General features: G+C 67.5%; 16 protein-coding genes. 2 read left to right on the plus strand and 14 right to left on the minus strand.

Annotated features, from left to right (window positions below; genetic code table 11):
* Positions 1-154: 154 nt before the first annotated feature.
* From ACIBPB_RS33340 to ACIBPB_RS33395, 12 genes are all read right to left on the minus strand, one after another.
* Positions 155-1,378, minus strand: coding sequence for a tyrosine-type recombinase/integrase (locus ACIBPB_RS33340; RefSeq protein WP_396843211.1), 1,224 nt, complete (start codon positions 1,376-1,378; stop codon positions 155-157).
* A gap of 1 nt (position 1,379) precedes the next feature.
* Positions 1,380-1,574, minus strand: a complete 195-nt coding sequence (locus ACIBPB_RS33345) for a helix-turn-helix domain-containing protein (RefSeq protein WP_355057787.1) — start codon at positions 1,572-1,574, stop codon at positions 1,380-1,382.
* 147 nt (positions 1,575-1,721) lie between these two features.
* On the minus strand, positions 1,722-3,311 hold the full coding sequence (locus tag ACIBPB_RS33350; protein WP_396843212.1) for a replication initiator: 1,590 nt from the start codon (positions 3,309-3,311) through the stop codon (positions 1,722-1,724).
* Entirely contained in the window at positions 3,308-4,195 is an 888-nt protein-coding gene (locus ACIBPB_RS33355; RefSeq protein ID WP_396843213.1) for a hypothetical protein, read from the minus strand. The genes ACIBPB_RS33350 and ACIBPB_RS33355 overlap by 4 nt, the downstream gene beginning before the upstream one ends.
* Positions 4,192-4,473, minus strand: coding sequence for a hypothetical protein (locus ACIBPB_RS33360; protein WP_396843214.1), 282 nt, complete (start codon positions 4,471-4,473; stop codon positions 4,192-4,194). Before ACIBPB_RS33360 ends, ACIBPB_RS33355 begins: the two co-directional genes overlap by 4 nt.
* Positions 4,470-4,817, minus strand: coding sequence for an RRQRL motif-containing zinc-binding protein (locus ACIBPB_RS33365; protein ID WP_396843224.1), 348 nt, complete (start codon positions 4,815-4,817; stop codon positions 4,470-4,472). The genes ACIBPB_RS33360 and ACIBPB_RS33365 overlap by 4 nt, the downstream gene beginning before the upstream one ends.
* Before the next feature lie 764 nt (positions 4,818-5,581).
* Positions 5,582-6,304 (minus strand): diguanylate cyclase domain-containing protein, encoded by a 723-nt coding sequence (locus ACIBPB_RS33370; protein ID WP_396843215.1) that lies wholly within the window; start codon positions 6,302-6,304, stop codon positions 5,582-5,584.
* Positions 6,301-6,795: a hypothetical protein gene (locus ACIBPB_RS33375; RefSeq protein WP_396843216.1), complete on the minus strand. Its 495-nt coding sequence runs from the start codon at positions 6,793-6,795 to the stop codon at positions 6,301-6,303. Before ACIBPB_RS33375 ends, ACIBPB_RS33370 begins: the two co-directional genes overlap by 4 nt.
* A gap of 89 nt (positions 6,796-6,884) precedes the next feature.
* A complete protein-coding gene (locus ACIBPB_RS33380; protein WP_396843217.1) occupies positions 6,885-7,076 on the minus strand; it encodes a hypothetical protein in 192 nt (63 codons plus the stop codon).
* Entirely contained in the window at positions 7,073-7,948 is an 876-nt protein-coding gene (locus tag ACIBPB_RS33385; RefSeq protein WP_396843218.1) for an FtsK/SpoIIIE domain-containing protein, read from the minus strand. The genes ACIBPB_RS33380 and ACIBPB_RS33385 overlap by 4 nt, the downstream gene beginning before the upstream one ends.
* A 111-nt stretch (positions 7,949-8,059) precedes the next feature.
* Positions 8,060-8,992 (minus strand): hypothetical protein, encoded by a 933-nt coding sequence (locus ACIBPB_RS33390; protein WP_396843225.1) that lies wholly within the window; start codon positions 8,990-8,992, stop codon positions 8,060-8,062.
* 124 nt (positions 8,993-9,116) lie between these two features.
* Entirely contained in the window at positions 9,117-9,449 is a 333-nt protein-coding gene (locus ACIBPB_RS33395; RefSeq protein WP_396843219.1) for a hypothetical protein, read from the minus strand.
* Between the two features lie 198 nt (positions 9,450-9,647).
* Between ACIBPB_RS33395 and ACIBPB_RS33400 the strand changes: the two genes are divergently transcribed.
* Together ACIBPB_RS33400 and ACIBPB_RS33405 are read left to right on the plus strand one after the other, a co-directional pair.
* Entirely contained in the window at positions 9,648-10,397 is a 750-nt protein-coding gene (locus ACIBPB_RS33400; protein ID WP_396843220.1) for a helix-turn-helix domain-containing protein, read from the plus strand.
* Positions 10,398-10,423: 26 nt separating this feature from the next.
* Positions 10,424-10,894 carry an NUDIX hydrolase gene (locus ACIBPB_RS33405; protein ID WP_396843221.1) on the plus strand — a complete coding sequence of 157 codons (471 nt, stop codon included), beginning with the start codon at positions 10,424-10,426 and terminating at the stop codon, positions 10,892-10,894.
* Here the strand turns inward: ACIBPB_RS33405 and ACIBPB_RS33410 are convergent.
* Together ACIBPB_RS33410 and ACIBPB_RS33415 are read right to left on the minus strand one after the other, a co-directional pair.
* Positions 10,882-11,436: an HD domain-containing protein gene (locus ACIBPB_RS33410; protein ID WP_396843222.1), complete on the minus strand. Its 555-nt coding sequence runs from the start codon at positions 11,434-11,436 to the stop codon at positions 10,882-10,884. The genes ACIBPB_RS33405 and ACIBPB_RS33410 overlap by 13 nt on opposite strands.
* A 46-nt stretch (positions 11,437-11,482) precedes the next feature.
* A complete protein-coding gene (locus tag ACIBPB_RS33415; RefSeq protein ID WP_396843223.1) occupies positions 11,483-12,499 on the minus strand; it encodes a hypothetical protein in 1,017 nt (338 codons plus the stop codon).
* Positions 12,500-13,410 lie beyond the last annotated feature (911 nt).

Raw genomic sequence — 13,410 nt, forward strand, 5'->3', positions numbered from 1 at the left:
GATGACAATCGACGGCAGATCCCGCCGCAGGTCAGAGGCAGTTCGACCCGATTGCAGCGGATACGCTGATGGCCTTCCACATTGCAACGCCAAGTGATGACCGCAGGTGCTTTGACCTGCGGCGGAGCACCGAAGATGGCCCTGATTTGCATGATCATGCCGTCTCCAGGCCGTCCGGGGTCTGCGGGTCGTCGGCGAAGGCGTGGTCGATGGCGCGACGGGTGCGGTCCTCGCTGGCCGGCAGCAGGTGCGTGTAGATCCGGAGAGTGAAGCCGGGGTCGGAGTGCCCCAGGTACGCCGAGAGGGCCTTGACGCTTTCGCCAGCGTCGAGCAGGACCGAGGCGTAGGTGTGCCGGAGCACGTGCATGCCGTTGTGTCGGTTGTCGGGGACGCCGGTCGCACGGATGGCGGGCTTCCAGACGCCCGAGTTGAAGGCAGTCCGGCTCAGCGCCGTACCGGCCGGGGTCGTCAGGTAGAGCGGCACCGTCCGCGGCTCGCCGGTCGAGCTGCCCCACGGGAGGGTGACGTCGACCGACGGGTACTGCTTCGCGTGCTCGGTGAGCCGGCGCGACACCGACTCGGGTAGTGGAACATCGCGGACCTTGCCACCCTTGGGTGGCGCGAAGATCAGGCGTCCCCGGACGAGCTTGACCTGACGAGTCACGTGCAGCACCGGTCGGGCCGGGTCGACGTCGTCGGGGCTGACGCCGAAGATCTCACCCTGTCGGAGGCCGCAGCCGGCGCCCAGGTCGACGGTGACCCGGTACCGGTCGGCGACGGCAGCGCGGAAGCGGGCGCGTAGGTCGTTCGGCCAGGGGACCACCTTCGGTGCCTGGTACTTCGGTGGCCGGATCGTCTTGACCGCGAACGGGTTGCTGACCACCTTCCGGTCGTCGACGGCCGCGTTGAAAATCATGGACACGTCGTTGAACAGGACGCGGCGGTAGCTGGCCGCCAGACCCTTCGTTTGCAGTTGGTGGGCCCATGCGCGGATCGTGGCGGGCTGGATGGCGGTGAGCGCCTGGTCCCCGAAGGCGGGGTAGACGTGGAGCCGGAACTCGTATTCGAGTCGGTCCCGGGTGAGTTCGTCGGTGGTGGCGGCGGCGAGCCAGTCATCGGCGTACCGCTTGAAGGTGATGCGACCGGCGTCCGGGTCGACGTAGGTGCCTTTGAGGATGTCGGCCTGGACGCGGGCGAGGAAGGCTTGTGCCTCGCGCTTCTTCTTGTCCGGGAACGACTGTGACTTCTCCTTGCCGTCCGGTGCGGTGTACCGGACTCGGTAGCGCATTCCCTGGCCGCATTCCGGTTTCGGTTCCTGTCGGGTCTTGCCGTCCGGGCCGGTGACGGTGCGGTACCAGCGGTCAACGATGTGGGCCATGTCAGGCCGCCGTGGACTGGTCGGCGAACCAGGCGCGGACCGCGTCGGGGTCGTAGCGCAGGTGGCGGCCGACGCGGGCGGCGGGTGGTCCGTACTTGCGTTTGCGCCACTGGTAGAGCGTCTGGACGGGGACCCGCAAGTACGCGGATACGTCTTCGATCTCCCAGAGCGGTTCAGGGGCGGCGGGTGTGTTCATCGGGGCTCCTTTCGAGTGGTGGCGGTAGGAGGTGCGGCGGTGGTGCCGGCACGAGGTTGCTCGGGTACCGGGTCGGTTGTGGGTTCCGCTGTGGAGTTGTCAAAGATCGAGCGCCCGGCGAACCGAGCAGGCGTTGACACGTACGTGTCAAGCCACGTGGGCTTGGGTGGCGGCGCGGTGGGCGGCGCGCTCGTCGGCCAGGGCGTCGAGGCCGGCTTGGTGTCGGGCGCGGGCCATGGCGGCGGCGGTGTTGGCGAGCAGGGCGTCGCCGGTGGTGATCCAGCCGGTGGCGTGGTAGCCGAGTTCGTAGATGACCTGTTCGGCTTGTTCGTCGTCCCAGGTGTGGGGGTGGCCTTCGGTGCGTCGCCAGATGGTGCGCTGGTGGCGGATGAAGCCGAGGGTGGCGGAGAAGGCGCGGCTCTTGGTGGTGATGTGGCCGCCGTAGCCGAACTGGTGGGCCCAGCGGCGCAGCCGGGCGTAGTCGGGGTGCTCGCCGAGGTCCCAGCAGGCGCGGATGAGCCGGCCGAGGTGGGTGCGCTGGTCGCCGTGGACTTCCACCGAAAGGTCGTCGACGCGGCGAAGGTTCAGGCCGGTTACCTCGGTGCTCTTGGTGACGTACTTGGCGATGTAGCCGGTGATCTGCGCGAGGTTGACCTCACTGCCGGGAGCGTTGACGTGCTTGACGTCCAGGCCCTTGTCACCCCAGGCGATGTGCCAGCCCTGCCCACCGTTGGCCGGGTGGGGGGTGGAGGTGTAGGCCGTCTTGACGAAGGCGGCCCGCGCGGCTTCCTCGAACATGTCCCGGGTGATGGCCGCCGGCGGTGGGACGATCGCGCCGGGGCAGTCGGGGTTGTGGCCGTCGAGGCGGATCAGGGCGTGGTAGTGAATGACCCCGCGTACCTGGAACTCGTAGACCTTGATGTAGCGGCGGCGTAGCTCGACGCCGTGGGACCGGCCGAGGCGGCGTAGCTCACGGTCGACCTGTTGGATGGTGCGGCGCCACAGCTCAGGGGCTTCGTGGTTCCACACGACCTGGCCGGCGTGGTCGTAGCAGTCCAGGCACAACGGCTGCCCGAGCTGCCCGTCACCGGCCTTGTGCCGCTGGCCGCAACGCAGATCCACACCGTGGGAGCAGACCCGGCCGAACGGGTGGCACACCGAGGCGCGGCAGGTGCAGCCATCTTTCTTGCGGCAGTCCGCGGCATGGACCTTCACGACCCGGTGATGCACCGGCCCGAAGGAGGGGGCGGTGGCGGTGAGGAAGATGGCGATGTGCTCGTGCAGTGGCGGCAGTCCCCATCGGTCGCCTTGGAGGCCGGCCTTGATGAGGTGGTAGGTGTCGCGGCGGTAGACCTCGGCGCAGGAGGGGCAGACGGCGGCGCGGCGGTTGCCGCAGGGGGTGTAGATCGCACCGTCGGGCATGTCCTCGGTGTCGAGGGTGGCCATGCGGTTGCCGTCGGCGTCGTTGACGTGGATCTGCCCGGCCAGGCGGATCGGGTGCTTGCAGGCGGAGGCGGCGCGGACGTGCCCAAGCCAGTCGGGGTAGTCCGGGTCCTGGGCGCGGGTGCGGCCGGAGGCGACGGTGCGGGGGTCATGGCCGCGTACCCAGCCGTGATCGGCGGGGCGGGTGGTGGTGGGGGTGGCCCAGGGCCAGTAGCCGGCGGAGGGCTCGGCGAAGGCTCCCGTACCCGGGACCGTGGTGGTCCCGGGTGCGAGAGGCAGCGTCGAGGAGGTCACGCGGTGGCTCCCACGGCAGTGCCGTTGTGCTGGTGGTCGCTGATGGTGGTCGGGTTGTTGAGGGCCGTCAGGAGGTCGGCGGCCGTGTGGGTCGGTACGCGCAGCCGGACGGCGAGCTGGCCCGGGTTGATCGGTTCACCGTGGGCCTTCTCGTGCGCGGCGGCGACGAGCCGGGCGTTGGACAGCAGCGCGGGTGGCGGGCCGGCGGTGACCGGTGCCGCAGGTGCCGTGGTCGGGTCCTCGTCGGTGGTTGCCGGGGTGGGCTCGACCGTTGTCGTGGTGTCGGTGTCCTCGCCATAGGTGGGCGGGTTGATGGATTCGTGGGTGGGTGCGGGATCGGTGTCGGGTGTGGGGTTGGTGGCCGGGGTCGCGGCGGCCGGGCGGACCAGCGGCGAGGCGGGGATGTCGGATGACGGGGCCTCGGCGGTGGTGGCCGGCGCGGGTGCCGGGACGAGATCGGTGGGCCGGGTGGTGCGGGTTCCGGTGGCGAGTAGCGCGGAGGTGGCCATGAGCATCAGGCCATCCACGGCGAGGGGACCGAACCAGACGACGAGGGTTTCCTCGTTGTAGTGGTCGAGCAGTCCGGACAGGTGCCGGTAGGACACGAACGCGGCGACCAAGGCGACGGGCGGCAGCCCCACCCAGCGCAGCAGGTTCCAGCCCCAGCCGGCCGGCCAGGGCGTACGAGCGAGGATCTCGATGGCGATGAACAGGAACAGCGGCCAGACGATCGCGGAGACGACCGCACCGACCTCCGGCGTCCAATCGGCCGGTGCCCCATCCGGGGCGATGAAGGAGTGAGCGATGTTCGCGGCGACGGAGACAGCGCCGCCGGAGAACGCGCCGATGTAGGCGTAGACGCGGCCGTTCTTCTTGGCAGTCATGACGCCGCCCTGGGGGCGGTGGCGCGTTGCTCGGCGCGTATGCCGGTGAGTCCGGCGCGGACTGCATCGCAGGTGGCGCAGGGGTCGCCGTGACGAGCGGTGCAGTCGGTGAGGTGAGCTTCGTGGATGATGCGGATGGACTCGGCGTAGTAGCCGGACAGGAACGATTCGAAGGCGAGCGGGCCGCGCTCGGCGAAGTCGCCGGCGATAGCGGTGACGGCGTAGTCATCGGGAGTCATGCGCTGCTGGGCGGCGACGTTCACGGGCGATTTGGTCATCGGGCACCTCCTGAGGTGCAGTCGAGGCATGCGCCGGTTCGGCGGGGGATGTAGTAGGGCTTGACCTGGCCGCAGTCGGGGCAGGTACGCCGCACGGTGAGTGCCTTCTCGATGGCCGCCCGTTGGGCGGCGGTGGCGGTGCGCTTGGGTTGGGCGAGGTCGAGTCGGTAGAGGTAGGCGACGCGCTTGCCGCGCCGCCAGAGGATCTGCGCGGCGGGGTCCTGGCCGCCGGGGCGCAGGTGACGCTCGCGTAGTTGCCGGCGCGTGAGCAGGTCGGCCGGGGCGAGCTTGAACGGGTAGGTCGGCAGGCCGAAACGCTCGCCGGTCGGGTCGTAGAACACCATCGGGTCCTCCGAGTCGGCGTCGTCCTGGTCCTGGTCGCCGCCGGGGGTGCCGGTGGCGAAGGTGGGGTGTTCGTAGGTGTCCCGGTCGATGTCCTCAGGCAGGAACGCCGCCGAGCAGACGGCGCATACGATCGGGCCTTCCTCGAAGGCCGCTGTGGAGATGCGCAGCTTGCGGGGGCACTCGCACTCGCACGAGACGCCGTTGTTGTTGTTCGTGCGGGTCTTGCCTTCCCCGGTCGGTTCCGGGTGGCGGTAGAAGCGCAGCGCGTCAGCAAGGCCGGCGATGGTGGACCGGTAGCGGGCGCGGGTGAGGTCGGTCAGGGTGCAGGGCGAGTAGCCGAGCTTGTCGTCCTTGGTGGTGGCCATGCCGAGTTCGGCGGCCAGGGTGGCGAACTTCTTGTTGTGCCAGCGGCCCTGCCGGGAGGTGTCTTGAATGCCTCGGGCGTCGGCCAGGGCGTGGGTGGCTTCGTGTAGCAGAGTGGTGAATATGGCTTCCGGTTCGCGGGACAGTCCCTCGCCGGAGATGAGGATTTCGGGGAGTTGGTTGTCGCCGGCCTGCCAACGGAGGGCGGCGAAGTGGCCCCACTTCATGCCCTGGTTGGGCTTGGTGGGCGAGCCGGAGCCGACGATGAGGACGGCGGCCGGGACTTCCGAGTGCTGGGCGCGGATGGCGGCCCAGGCGGATTCGAGCGCGCCGACGAGTGCGGCGGTGGAGATGTCGTTTTGACACGTACGTGTCATGTCGGTGATGTCGATGGCGGTGGTCATGCGGCCCTCCGGGTGGTCGGGGCGGCGGCGAGGGGACTGGTGGGGCGGGCCAGGTCGCGGGGCCGGTCGGTGGGCCGCTGGTCGGCGGCGGTGTCGGTGTGTTCCGTGAAGACGGCGGTGGTCCGGCGCTGGGCGCGGGCGGCGTACATGGCCAGATCGGCGCGGTGCAGCCAGGTGGCGGCGGGATAGCCGGAGTCGGCCAGGGCCGCGCCGAGGGTCGCGCCCACCGCAAGGGGGCGGGCGTGGTAGGTGACCGGGGTGGTCAGCCGGGTGTGGATGTGGGTGAGCCAGTCGGCCAGCCAGGTGTCGGCGTCGTGGTGCCGGGTGGCGGGGCCGGTGGTGATGACGGCGAACTCGTCGCCACCGAGGCGGGCAGCGATGCCGGCGGGGCCGGCAAAGCCGGTCAGGCGGTTGGCGACGGCGGTGAGGATGTGGTCCCCGGCGTCGTGGCCGTGGGTGTCGTTGACCTTCTTGAAGCCCACCAGGTCCACCAGGACGACCGCGACGTGCCGGCCGGCGGAGTAGGCGGTGCGGATGAGGGTGTCAGCGGCGGCGGTGAGGCCGGCGCGGTTACAGATGCCCGTGAGCGGGTCGTGGGTGGCGGCGTGCCGGACGGTGGACAGTTCGGCCTGCAGGCTGTGGCGGGCGGTGAGGTAGCCGGCGGTTGCGGCGGCGCTGATGGCGCTGGCGGTGACCAGGGCGCGCAGCCGGGGGGTCATCGGGCAGCCCGCCAGGCGAGGAAGCCCTCACGGGTGGGGTTCTTCTCGGCCCACACGCAGGCGTCGGCGTAGGCCTCGAGATCGTCCTCGGTCGCGTGCGACCAGTCGTAGTCGTCGGCGGCGGCGCGCAGGGTGATGATGACCTGCTCGGCGGTGCGCCGAGGGTGGTCGTTCCAGTCCAGCGGGTCGTTGCAGCTGGTGTCGCCGCTGAGGTCCAGGAAGTCGGACAGGGCGTCGAGAGCCCGGGTGTAGTCCCGGACACCGGGCTTGGCCGTCTCGTCGTGGGGGACGAAGAGGCAGCGGCCGTGAGCGGCCATGCCGATCGCGCCGGCGGCGCAGGCAGGCGGGAACGGGCTGTCGTGGGTGACGCGGTAGTAGACGCCTTGCGTCCAGCCGTGCAGTTCGAGGTAGCGGGCGGCGCAGCGCAGGGTGTCGGCCGGGGTCAGGTCGGCCAGCGCGCCGTGGTGGGGCTGCTTTTGGGTAGGGTTCATGGCGGCCACGTCCTTTCGCGGGCGTTGGTTGGTGGCCGACGGGCCGGGTTCGCTTTCCTAGGGCTGGTCCCGGTCTGTCGGCCGTTCCTCTATCGGTGGTGCAGGTGGAGCCGGAGGAACACCCGCTGCCGGTCGTCATGAGGGCCGGCGACGGTGGGTGCGGAGCGAAAGACGAGTACGCCCGCGTCGCGGGCGATCGCGGTCAGGGCGGCGATGTCCTCGCCGGTGCCGACGAGCACCAAGTCCAGGACCCGGGTCGGGACAGCGGTGCCGGTGTTCATGCCGCCGCCTTGATGTCGGTGGTGGGGGTGTCGGTGCGGCTGTGGCGGCGGGTCCATGCGGCGTAGTCGGCGACGCGGATGATGTCGTCGTCGGTCATGTAGGCGGCCTTCACCAGTGCGGGAATGCCGCCTTCGGAGATGAGAAAACCGGCGCCCTGGTTGTTGGGGTCGATGGTGTTGGAGGAGAAGCCGCGGGCGGCCCAGCCATGCCCGAGCACGATGTCCGACGACACGTCGGTGGTGCAGCGGCCGGCGAACCGCCACGCGAACAGGTCCCGCAGCGACGTCGGGATGATGTCCGACGACGGGCGCTGCGTCGCGGCGGCGACGATGATGCCGACGGCGCGGCCACGGGCGACGATGTCCCGCAGCAGCGCGGCGAACAGCTTCTGCGTCTTCTCGTCGCCGGCTGTGGCGGAAAAGTAGGCGATCTCGTCGCAGGCCACCAGGATCTGGCCAAACACGTCGTTGCGGCCGACCTTCCGCCGGCGGCGCGCCTTGAGGAAGGTGTAGCGGTTGTCCATGACGGTCTGCACGCGGCGCAGGGTGCGGATGGCGTGCTCGATGTCGGGGCCGACGAACACGTCGCAGGCGTCCTCCCACAGCCCCAGCTCGACCTGCTTGCCGTCGAGCAGGCACAGCCGTACGTCGGGGCAGAGGGCGGCGTGGCCGACGATGGTGTTGAGCAGGCTGGACTTGCCCGCGCCGGGCTCACCGCCGATGAGGATGTTTCGGTAGATCATCGGCAGGTACACGGCCTGGCCGAACTCGTCGATGCCGAGGAACACGGGGTCAAAGATGGACAGGCCCGCGCCGACCGGCACCGTGTCGGCCGGGGTGGTGGGCAGTTCGATGGTGTCCGTGAGGTCCATGACTGGCTCCCGGTGGGGTCGGTTGACACGTACGTGTCAAAGCGGGTGAGGGTGGGAAGGGCGCGGACGCTTGACCCGTCGTCGGGTGCTTGGTCCGCGCCGTCCCGGTGGTTAGGCGTAGTCGGAGGGGTCGAACCCGTCGGTCGGGCTCGTCTCGGTGGTGGGGTTGCGCGGGCGGCGCGGCCGGGGGGTGTCCGCGGTCGTGGTGACCGGCCGGTCCGGCACGTCGGGCAGATCGAGGCCGACAGGCGGCATGCCCGGGGAGGTGGGAGCATTGGTCGGCACGTCGGTGGGGACGTAGTCCGGCAGCGGGGACACGACCTTGCCCGCGAGGGGTTCGCGGCGGGTGATGTCCAGGCGGATCAACGCCGCGTAGCGGCGAGAGGCGCGCATGACGCGGACCTCGTTGGCCCAGCACGCGACGGCGAGCTTCTGCACCTGGCCGTCCTGCTCCAAGTCGCGCAGGGACAAGCCGGGGCGCAGCCACACCCACACCCGTTCACCGGCCGGAGTCGGCCGCGCGGGAAGGATCAGCGGCAGCGAGCCGGAACGGTTGGTCGCGATGAACGCGGCGAAGCACAGCCGCAGGCGGTGCCGCACCACCAGGCACCAGATGAACGCCATCACCCGACGGCGCACCGGACCGATCGCGGCCGGCAGACCGACCAGCAGGGCCACGACGAGCAGCGAACCCCACATCGGCGTGGATTGCATCAACGCGTTCCAGCCGTAGACGGCGGCCAGGCCGAGCACGATTTCCGGCAGCCAGTGCCAGAAGACGCGCAGGACCGGCCACGCCACGATCAGCGCGAACACCACCGCGCCGCAGACGGCACCGATAATGCCGCCGAGCAGGGCGCCCACGATCGGGTGCAGGTAGTGCGAGGCGACGGTGGCGGCCAGCAGGCCGACGACGCCCAGGACAATCCAGAAGGCGATGGTGGCCCGACGACGGTACGAGCGGGCAACCGGAGCTTCGATGACGGTGACAGTGCCCCCACGGTTCGACCAGCCGAACGGGGACCGCGACATAGACTTGGACACGACAAGTCCTCCCGAGTAGGGACCGGAGTTGTTGGGACAGGACGCGGGGCCGCAGACGACGCCAATCAACGGCGACCCCGTGTCCACCTACCTCTTCTCGCTGGTAGAGCAGGAACGCCCGCCGCTACGCGGCGACGGTGTCCAGCGGCGTCAGGCCCGAGGCCCGGAACGCCACACCCGAACGGACCTTGCCGTCCCGGTCGTTGACCCAGGGCAGCGCCTCCAGGTCCACCGGCTGCACCGGCTGACGAACCGTCACCGGCGGCATCACCGGGTTCACGACCGTCACGTTGATGACCTCCGCAGCACCCTCCGACAGGGCGTAGAGATGCACGGTCCACATCGGGTTCTTGCTCTCCCGGTCGAACTTCTGCTGACCGTTCTGGTCCAGCTTCGGCACCGGGTTCACCGACACCTCGTACGACACCCGCGAGGTGTCCAGCAGCAGACGTCCCATGACTGACTCCTTAATCTCGTGAGCTGAGCCCGTATCGGTGGGCCAAGTGCGTCCCTCATGGACGGCAGCTCTTGTGGAATCAGGGTGCGTCGATCAGTAGTGACGACTTCACCACGCAGCATGGACGACTAGGGACGTCCTTGCTAGGGTTAGTCGTCCCTGCAAGTCGTCTCCGTCGTCCGTCGAGCAGGAGTTGTCATGCCGAACGACCGCCTACGCAGCGGGATGCTCAAGAAGGGGCTGACGCCGGCCACGCTCGCAGAACGGATTGGCGTCGACCCGAAGACCGTCGAGCGGTGGGTCACGCAGAGCCGGAACCCGTACCCGCGTTATCGCCACACGATCGCGGAACTACTGGATGAGAGCGAGTCGTACCTGTGGCCGGACGCTCTGCCAACGCAGCGAGCGGTGCAGGTGAGCCAGTCCGAGGTCGTCCACATCTACCCACGCCGCGGAGCCGTCCCGACGGACCTCTGGCAGCAGCTCCTGGAGAAGGCCACGCGACAGGTCGGCGTCCTGGTCTACGGCGGACTGTTCCTGCCCGAGTTCAACCACCGGTGGGTGCCGACGCTGCGCGAGAAGGCGTTGGCCGGGGCCCAGGTGGAGCTGCTATTCGGCGACCCGGAGGGCGAGCACATCGCGGAGCGCGGGGACGACGAGGGCATCGGCCCAGCCATGTCGAGCAAGATCCTGAACGCACTGGCCTTCTACAAGGACCTGCGGGACCTCGACAACGTCGGGATCTACTACCACGACACGATCCTCTACAACTCCATCTACCGCTTCGATGACGAGATGCTGGTCAACACCCACCTCTACGGCACGCCCGCGGCCTACGCACCTGTCCTGCACCTGCGCCGGCTTGGAGGCGGAGACCTGTTCGACAGCTACGTCGCCAGCTTCAACCGCGTCCTCGGAAAGAAGCAGGCCGTCTGGCCGGAGCACTGAGCCGCCGGCGGTGAGAAGCTAGGGCTATGGCCCGGATCGAGCACTTCAACAACCCCAACGCCCCGAAACCGAACACCATCGTGGCTGCAGTGACCGTCTTCGTTCAGGACGAGCAGGGCCGGGTGTTGCTCATCCATCGGACCGACAATGGCTTGTGGGCGCTGCCCGGTGGCGCCCAGGACTTTGGCGAGTACATCGCCGAGACGGCGGTCCGGGAGACGCGCGAAGAAACCGGCATCGAAATTGAGGTAACTGGCGTTGTCGGCATCTACACCAACCCGAACCACGTCGTGGAGTACAGCGACGGTGAAGTACGGCAGCAGTTCTCGATCTGTTTCCGGGGCCGCTACCTCGCCGGGCAACCGTCAACTAGCGACGAGTCTTCTGAGGTCCGGTGGGTTGCGGAGGATCAGCTAGGGACCCTCTCGATCCACCCGTCGATGCGGCTTCGAATTGGCCACGGCTTCGAGCAGCGCAGCACCCCCTACATCGGCTGATTCGTCATGCGTTCCTGCGTTCGCCGGACCGCCTCCATCAGGGCAGGCTCCGCCTTCTGCCAGAAGCGCGTGACCAGGTCATCCGGGCCGTACCGCTCTCGGATTTCGGCGAGTCTGGCCGTGACGGTGAAGTCTTGACCGTCCGGCCCAGTGGTCATGTCTGCATACCACAGTGCGTCTGAGGTGGGAGATTCCTCTCGCGGAAACTCGGTGGACAAGTTCTCGGCTAGCCCGCGTTCCGCAGCTTCGTACGACGCGCAGGAATGGTGCGCAACGAGGCCGGCTAGACGTCGGTGGAAGCCTTGGCGGACGAGCCATCTTCCGCCGTCCAAGGCGTGGAACCCGGTGTCGACAAGATCTGGCGCATAGCCGACATCATGCAACCAAGCGGCCGCGATGAGTAAGTCCTTGTCGTCTCCAACGAGCATTCCGAGACGTTGCGCCTTGGCCGCAACCGCGCGCACATGCGTCCAGCGACGCGGCAGGGCATCTGCCAGCCACTCCTCGGCAGTCTTCGCCGCTACCTGAGAGATTCCCTCCACAAGTGCATCCTATGTTTTCTTGCTGAACTTGGCTAGCGGAGGGCCCTCAACCTCGCCGCCTTTCAAGCCTGGACCTGAGGTCGTTCGGGCGACTGAGGAAGTCGAGTAGATAGAGATATCCCATGAGGGGAAGGTCATGTGAAAGGTCGCCGTCGTGATGTGCCAGCAACGCGTTTGTAATATCAATGCGATCACGCTTATTGCTGCCATGCCCGTGGGTCGCATTGCGGAGCAATTTGACGTACTCCGCTGCGGCCTTGGCAAGTGGCATGCCCATAACGCTCTTGCTGCCATCACCTTCAACCGTGACGCCGAGGAAAAAGCCATCTTGCACCTCCCGAAGTGCGGAGACGGCGCGTTCGGCTAGTGGTATTAGCACTTGCGCAGCACCTCCCGCGATCTTCTGCTGAAGAGAATCAAGGGTCTTCTCGGCAAGGGAGACGTGGCACATGTCATTTAATGAGCGGCCCGTCAACTTCTCCAGAGTGTCGAGCACTGTGAATAGCAACACCCGTTGGGCGTGACCATCCCTGTAGCAAGCCAGAATGGACGTGACGCGTCGAAAAAGCTGCTCGGTGGTTAATAGTATTTGGTGGTTCAGGTTTGCGCTGTAGTTGCCCTCACGATCAGCGAATAAGGCAAAGTCCGTGAGGACACCAAAAAGTTCATTAAGGCCGTGCGACCACCAAGTGATCGCATCGCTGCATGCGTGCGGTGAGTGCTCCGCGGCTTTCCAGGTTTTTCGGACCGCGCCTCTACTTGGCAAGAGCTGCAGCATTTCAGCGGCGCCGGGCCGGGTGCCGGTAACGGTGCGACCGAGACTGAAGATTATGGGACCAATCGTTCGATGTGAGGCAAAGGCCCAAACTCCGGGAGTGGTTGCCCCTAAAAGAGGCCCGATATACGCGTCTAGAAGGGTCAGTCCGTCGAGCAGGCCGTCGCTACTGGCAAAAACCCGACCACCGCTCTCGTGGTGCTTTTTTAAAGATGCAAATCTGCCGTCTCGGAGGTCGGCATCATATGCAAGGCGGATGAGAACAGCGATCAACTTGGTGCGATGCATGAGTGCTTCTGAACGACGCAGTAGGTGCACGCCTGCGTGAGGGAAAACTAGAGAGTCGGGTTCGTTTGTAAAAGGCAGGGACGTCAGATGTCGGTAAGCCTCTTCGACACCATCCCCCAGCTTCTCGGCTGGGGCGCAGGAGGTAAGCACTTGCCACCAGTAGAACAGGTCGACTAGGTCCCCCGAGGAAAGCGCCCGCTGTTTGACCTCATTAAGTTGCACTAGCGTACTCTGATTAAAGTTCCCTACTTCAATCCCGTCGCGCAGGGCGAGTATGCTTAGGCGGTCGAAGCGAGGTCGCGGTTCAAGAGGGCCCGCTATGTGCTCCGCGCTAACGAGGGCTGGTCTGGTTCTTAGATAGCGCTCCTTAGTTTGCACGGTCCATTGGCCGTCTCCCGACGCGACTTTTCGAGCGTGAAGATCTGCATTCGTGAAGAGGCCGGTAGGTGCGCCGCCCCAGACCCAGCCAGGAACGTTGATCAGGGCTGAGGTCGCGATCTCTTGCCTAGTTGACACCGGTACCCTCGCATCTTGATGTTGCATGACACTGTAAGCGCACACACCGACAGGCTGACTCCCGCCTTCATCGCACCGCTCCGCCAGGGATTTCCAGCAGACGAGCGTGTGAGGACTTTCTGTACGAGATCAAGGCGGCCCGCTTCGCAGGCCGCTCGCGCCGCCGAACCTGGGCCGGGCCGATGGCCCGCCGCCGCGCCTCTGGCCTTCGGCCGCCAGCGCGACGGTGATAGCCCGCCGGCGGCGCGACATACGAAGAAGCCCCGGGCCGCCATGATCGATGACGGTTCCGGGGCTCTAACCCGACTTGGGCCAATTAGTGCGTGCCGTGGATCGCGTCGAGAGCGGCGTGGAGGTCGTCGGGTAGGGGGTCAGCAGCGGTGATCGTGTGTTCC

Source organism: Micromonospora sp. NPDC049836, assembly GCF_044465125.1.
GTDB lineage: Bacteria > Actinomycetota > Actinomycetes > Mycobacteriales > Micromonosporaceae > Micromonospora.

Excerpts from the sequence above, each read along its gene's own strand:
- ACIBPB_RS33340 (WP_396843211.1), bottom strand. The coding sequence starts at position 1,378 with ATGGCCCACATCGTTGACCGCTGGTACCGCACCGTCACCGGCCCGGAC.
- ACIBPB_RS33345 (WP_355057787.1), bottom strand. The coding sequence starts at position 1,574 with ATGAACACACCCGCCGCCCCTGAACCGCTCTGGGAGATCGAAGACGTA.
- ACIBPB_RS33355 (WP_396843213.1), bottom strand. The coding sequence starts at position 4,195 with ATGACTGCCAAGAAGAACGGCCGCGTCTACGCCTACATCGGCGCGTTC.
- ACIBPB_RS33360 (WP_396843214.1), bottom strand. The coding sequence starts at position 4,473 with ATGACCAAATCGCCCGTGAACGTCGCCGCCCAGCAGCGCATGACTCCC.
- ACIBPB_RS33365 (WP_396843224.1), bottom strand. The coding sequence starts at position 4,817 with ATGGTGTTCTACGACCCGACCGGCGAGCGTTTCGGCCTGCCGACCTAC.
- ACIBPB_RS33370 (WP_396843215.1), bottom strand. The coding sequence starts at position 6,304 with ATGACCCCCCGGCTGCGCGCCCTGGTCACCGCCAGCGCCATCAGCGCC.
- ACIBPB_RS33375 (WP_396843216.1), bottom strand. The coding sequence starts at position 6,795 with ATGAACCCTACCCAAAAGCAGCCCCACCACGGCGCGCTGGCCGACCTG.
- ACIBPB_RS33380 (WP_396843217.1), bottom strand. The coding sequence starts at position 7,076 with ATGAACACCGGCACCGCTGTCCCGACCCGGGTCCTGGACTTGGTGCTC.
- ACIBPB_RS33385 (WP_396843218.1), bottom strand. The coding sequence starts at position 7,948 with ATGGACCTCACGGACACCATCGAACTGCCCACCACCCCGGCCGACACG.
- ACIBPB_RS33395 (WP_396843219.1), bottom strand. The coding sequence starts at position 9,449 with ATGGGACGTCTGCTGCTGGACACCTCGCGGGTGTCGTACGAGGTGTCG.
- ACIBPB_RS33400 (WP_396843220.1), top strand. The coding sequence starts at position 9,648 with ATGCCGAACGACCGCCTACGCAGCGGGATGCTCAAGAAGGGGCTGACG.
- ACIBPB_RS33405 (WP_396843221.1), top strand. The coding sequence starts at position 10,424 with ATGGCCCGGATCGAGCACTTCAACAACCCCAACGCCCCGAAACCGAAC.
- ACIBPB_RS33415 (WP_396843223.1), bottom strand. The coding sequence starts at position 12,499 with ATGCATCGCACCAAGTTGATCGCTGTTCTCATCCGCCTTGCATATGAT.